Genomic DNA, 4,007 nt, shown 5'->3' on the forward strand with positions numbered 1-4,007 from the left:
AAGGAAGGAAAGTATTAATATCGCGCATAAGAACGCCGGTTTGGTAGATGTGTTTGCTCGCACGAACATCATCAATCAAATCGGCGTTCTTGTTTCTGTGTTTCCCGGGATTCCGTGAAGAACCTTTAAAAAGGCCAAGGGAATGAAGCTCACAGCTCCTGCGGTTGGAGCTGGTAGCGCTGATGATGCGGCTTTCTATCTGATGACCTTGCGCGAAACGTTGGTGTACAAATCTAGGCTGCTTGGTGATTCCGTGATCGATGATGTGATCGACAGGAGGGTGGCTAGACAAGCTTTTGCAGAGCATTACAGCGGTGATGACGTGTTGGCCTTCCTGTTGAGCCAGGGCCACGTCAAAGCGAGTGAAAATGCATTAGTGCATATATGGTATTGCGGAAATAGCTGGTTTTATGTACAGTTGTTTTGCCTGGCGTCTAGGATCGTATCTAGACAAAACAGGACACAGTCTGATTTTGGACTGCTGAAATTTAAGATTTGAGCATTTTTCATTTATGCCAAGTCACATGGAGATTCATATGTCTACAAATGGAATTGAGCTACCCCCTATCATCATCACACCAGATCCCCTTCCACCTCCGCCTCCTCTACCACCTGTACCAGTAGTTGTACCGGGTGTACCTGGTGCACAGCCTCCGCATTCAGTAGATGTGCCGGTTGGTACAGACGTTGAGACCCTTCTGAGTCTTCCTGGCATTCGATCTTCGTCGGATTATGTTTTGCCCATTGCAGGTAAAGCAGCTCGTGCCCAGGTGGACATTGAAACGGCCTACAATGCGAATTTTCCAAATATTCCAACCCAAACCGAAAGCGAAGTTGCCGCTGCACTTGGTGATGTCAGCCTTCTGAGTGAATTGGAAAAAGCACAAAGAGAGAAAGCAGTAGTAGATGGGCTGGTTGCACAAGCACAAGAGCTACTCGTTAACAGTAATGCAGTTGCTAATTCTTATTTTGGAAGAGATCCTCTTGCCGTAGAACTCAAAAAGAATTCCGCAATTCTCGCAACTGATATTGTAAACGGAAAGCGCCCAGGCACGCCGATTGAAATCTATCGATCTTTTATCGCTTCGATTTCGGCTGTTTATGAAAGTAAAAAGTTGGTTGAAAAAATCCGGATTCTCACTGAAAAGTCTAACACCTTGAACCTTGCTGTTGCAGCAGCACAGGCTGCAGAGGATGAACGTATTGCGGCTGAAGCCGCAGCCAAAAAAGCTGCAGAGGAAGCAGAAGCAAAACGTATTGCCGAGGAACAAGCAAAGGCAGAAGAAGAAATTAAGGGGGCTATTAAATTCACTGCTGATTTCTACAAAGAAACCGGTGAAAAATATGGTGCTCAGATGTCGGCATTAGCCACAGATTTGGCTGAAACTGCAAAGGGTAAAACGCTTCGCAGTGCTGAAGAGGCTTTGAAGGCTTTTGATCAATACAAGGATCATCTGGATAAGAAATTCAGTGCTGCAGATCGTGCAGCAATCGTGAACGCTCTGGATTCGCTTGATCGAGCTGAGTTGGCAAAAAACCTCAACCTCTTCGCAAAAGGGTTTGGCTATACAGGCAAAGCTTTGGATGCGTATGACCTGGTTGAAGAGGTGAAGAAAAGCTACGCATCGGGTGACTGGAACAATACCGTGCTGAAAGTGGAAACTCTTTTTGCTGGCAGTGCAGCTACAGGTCTAATTGCTTTTGCTTTCGGAGTGACCGTCTCCACGCCAGTCGGTATCGTAGCTTTTGCTCTGATTATGGCACTTGTCAGTGCATATATTGATGATGCGCACGTTAAGCAATTCAACGACGCACTTGATGCAATTCTGCCTTAAAAGAGAAGGGAGAAAGTGGCCTTTTTAGGCAGCTTTTTTTAATGCCATATAAATTAAATATATACAAAAAATGGGGACTGCTAGGATCGTGCAGGCTACATAAAATATTGCGTACAGACCATTTTTTCCTGGTGACTCAGTAAATAAGCCTGTAGTCCAGAATTCTCGCGTAGTGAAGCGAAGCGCCGTTTTTTCTATTATCATCCGCGAAAAGGGGAATAAAAAAGCACTGCATATACCCAGCGTTAGAAAAATTGGGTTTGTCCTTTCTACGAATGCCTCCCCTCCAAACCAATCGGTAAAGAATAAAATGAAAATTCCTACCGAGATTATCAAGTTCTGAAAGTAATATTTTAGATACAAAGTCTGCTCGCGTTTAAAGTCAATTTAATTTAATGGCTGCCATGCAGGTTTCTAAAATAGCAAATTCTTAAACTGGCAATGGGCCATTATCAAGGGCGATTGCAATCAATATGCAGGCGATTGGTATACTAAAAGCCTGTTTGGAAAAACTGGTTTTGATAAAGAAATAAGCTTGCCAGTGGGGCAGAGAAGGGCGTTTAGGCTTCTACCAGCTCCAGAACTTCGCTACGGCTGTCAATGATGAGCCTTCGGCCTTCAAGGTGGCCTATGGGCTCTCCGTATTGAAACAGGACGTTATCCACAAGGAACCCTGCCTCTGCATGCTGGTTCTGCACAGTGAGGCTGGAATCGAACCTGTAGAGCTTGCCATCCACCATTGCACCAACGTCTTGGCCATTGTGCAGCACAATGCACGGAATTTGAGGATTGTAGCTGAATCCCTTGTCCATTCGGTCAATTCCCTGAACCTACGATTCCTGGAGTATACCCAGCTGTTGGGTGTGAAGGTCTTTGACGAATTCTATCGCTGGAATAGTAAGCCTCGGATCATGCTCTGAACAGCAGTTGAGTGATTGCATCCTAGCAAACCACTCTCAACTGCAGCAGTGACCACCACATCACGACCAAGGAATCCGGGCAATTTCTACTTCATTCATCTCGTGCCAATCATCCCTAAAAATCCCGTAATCCTGTTTAGCGGATTCTAAGGCTTCCTCCAGCGAGTGCATCAGATGGTCTCCTTCAATTTGTTGGCTGTCGTAGTCCAAGAATCGAATCTCCATATATATCGGCGGTTCGTGCTCACCCTCGACCTCAAGGCCAAACAACACGATTGTTGAGACATTTGGGCGGTATGCGCATGGTTTTTTCACATCAGCAACTAGGTGCAGAGGCTTTAGCTTCATCTGTGAACCTGCTCAGTGTTGCCACTACCTAACGTCGGTGCCGGGATACAGTTCAGGCGGTGGCTGATAGTTGGAATCTTCGAATTTACTGTTGGTATAGAAGGTCTTGGCGGTAGGTCCGTCGTATTCGTAGGTTACGGTTTTGTTGGGGACTAGATGCCAGCCTGCGCTTTCTTTATCACGCTCAATCAGGGTGGGGTATAGCGTGCATGTCCCACTGGAGCCTGACGTGAGTAGGAACTGATAGTAGCGCCCAGCTTCTGGTGTGAATGTCGTCGTGACGAAGCAGGTCCTAGTACGCGATCCCTCCCATGACGTGTAGACACTGGTTTCGAGCCCTGGTCGAATCGTTGACTCATAATAGTCCCAGGTTAGATTTTGTCCCGCTTTAGGCATGCCGATATCCTGTGTATGGGTAAAGGGAAGAAGACCGGTACGGACTACACCACCCGTCTTCACACCGTTTACGGATTGGTAAATTGCAGCATGCTGGGTGAAATTGACGATACGAATCCAAGCAGGATTCGGCTCATTGTCTGGAGCGACGAAGTAATTGGTGTGGGGTAGGTACTGGCAACCTGCGAGCATCGTTAATAGCAGTAAACAGAATGGTATGCGAATAGACATGTACGCCGTCCTCTCCATAATTATGGCTGTGACAGCGTCGAGAAGGATTGATTCGGCACCACGTCTAATTTTTCCTCGGTGCGTTAATTTGTGCGCTGGCAGGAATAGGCTATGGAAAGCAGAGGGGGGCTGAAGGCGTTCGCTGACGCAATGTAGTGGTCAACTAATCCCGGACACGACGTTAAGTTTTTCCTCGGCCCGCGCTGGGGCCAACCCATCGTTGAATTGATGAGGCCTAATCCAGTTATAGCGATGCATCAAAAAATGGCTGATATCG

The 4,007-nt window shown here is 46.7% G+C and carries 6 protein-coding genes; 2 read left to right on the top strand and 4 right to left on the bottom strand.

Translation table 11 applies throughout. The features are described 5' to 3' along the window. Positions 1-142: 142 nt before the first annotated feature. Both TU75_RS28270 and TU75_RS26025 read left to right on the top strand, forming a co-directional pair. Positions 143-499, top strand: coding sequence for a hypothetical protein (locus tag TU75_RS28270; protein WP_060550534.1), 357 nt, complete (start codon positions 143-145; stop codon positions 497-499). 37 nt (positions 500-536) lie between these two features. Then, entirely contained in the window at positions 537-1,835 is a 1,299-nt protein-coding gene (locus tag TU75_RS26025; RefSeq protein ID WP_060550535.1) for a colicin-like pore-forming protein, read from the top strand. Positions 1,836-1,859: 24 nt separating this feature from the next. On the opposite strand, the gene TU75_RS28785 is transcribed toward TU75_RS26025, so the two are convergent. The 4 genes from TU75_RS28785 to TU75_RS27240 all read right to left on the bottom strand — a co-directional run bounded on the left by TU75_RS28785 (position 1,860) and on the right by TU75_RS27240 (position 3,730). Continuing rightward, a complete protein-coding gene (locus TU75_RS28785; RefSeq protein WP_141719146.1) occupies positions 1,860-2,198 on the bottom strand; it encodes a colicin E1 family microcin immunity protein in 339 nt (112 codons plus the stop codon). Between the two features lie 197 nt (positions 2,199-2,395). Next, positions 2,396-2,647: a hypothetical protein gene (locus tag TU75_RS26030; protein WP_060550536.1), complete on the bottom strand. Its 252-nt coding sequence runs from the start codon at positions 2,645-2,647 to the stop codon at positions 2,396-2,398. A 168-nt stretch (positions 2,648-2,815) separates the two neighbouring features. Further along, positions 2,816-3,103, bottom strand: a complete 288-nt coding sequence (locus TU75_RS26035; RefSeq protein ID WP_060550537.1) for a hypothetical protein — start codon at positions 3,101-3,103, stop codon at positions 2,816-2,818. 24 nt (positions 3,104-3,127) lie between these two features. After that, positions 3,128-3,730: a hypothetical protein gene (locus TU75_RS27240; RefSeq protein WP_082630588.1), complete on the bottom strand. Its 603-nt coding sequence runs from the start codon at positions 3,728-3,730 to the stop codon at positions 3,128-3,130. Positions 3,731-4,007: the final 277 nt, after the last annotated feature.

Origin of the sequence: Pseudomonas poae (assembly GCF_001439785.1) — a bacterium.
GTDB lineage: Bacteria > Pseudomonadota > Gammaproteobacteria > Pseudomonadales > Pseudomonadaceae > Aquipseudomonas > Aquipseudomonas poae.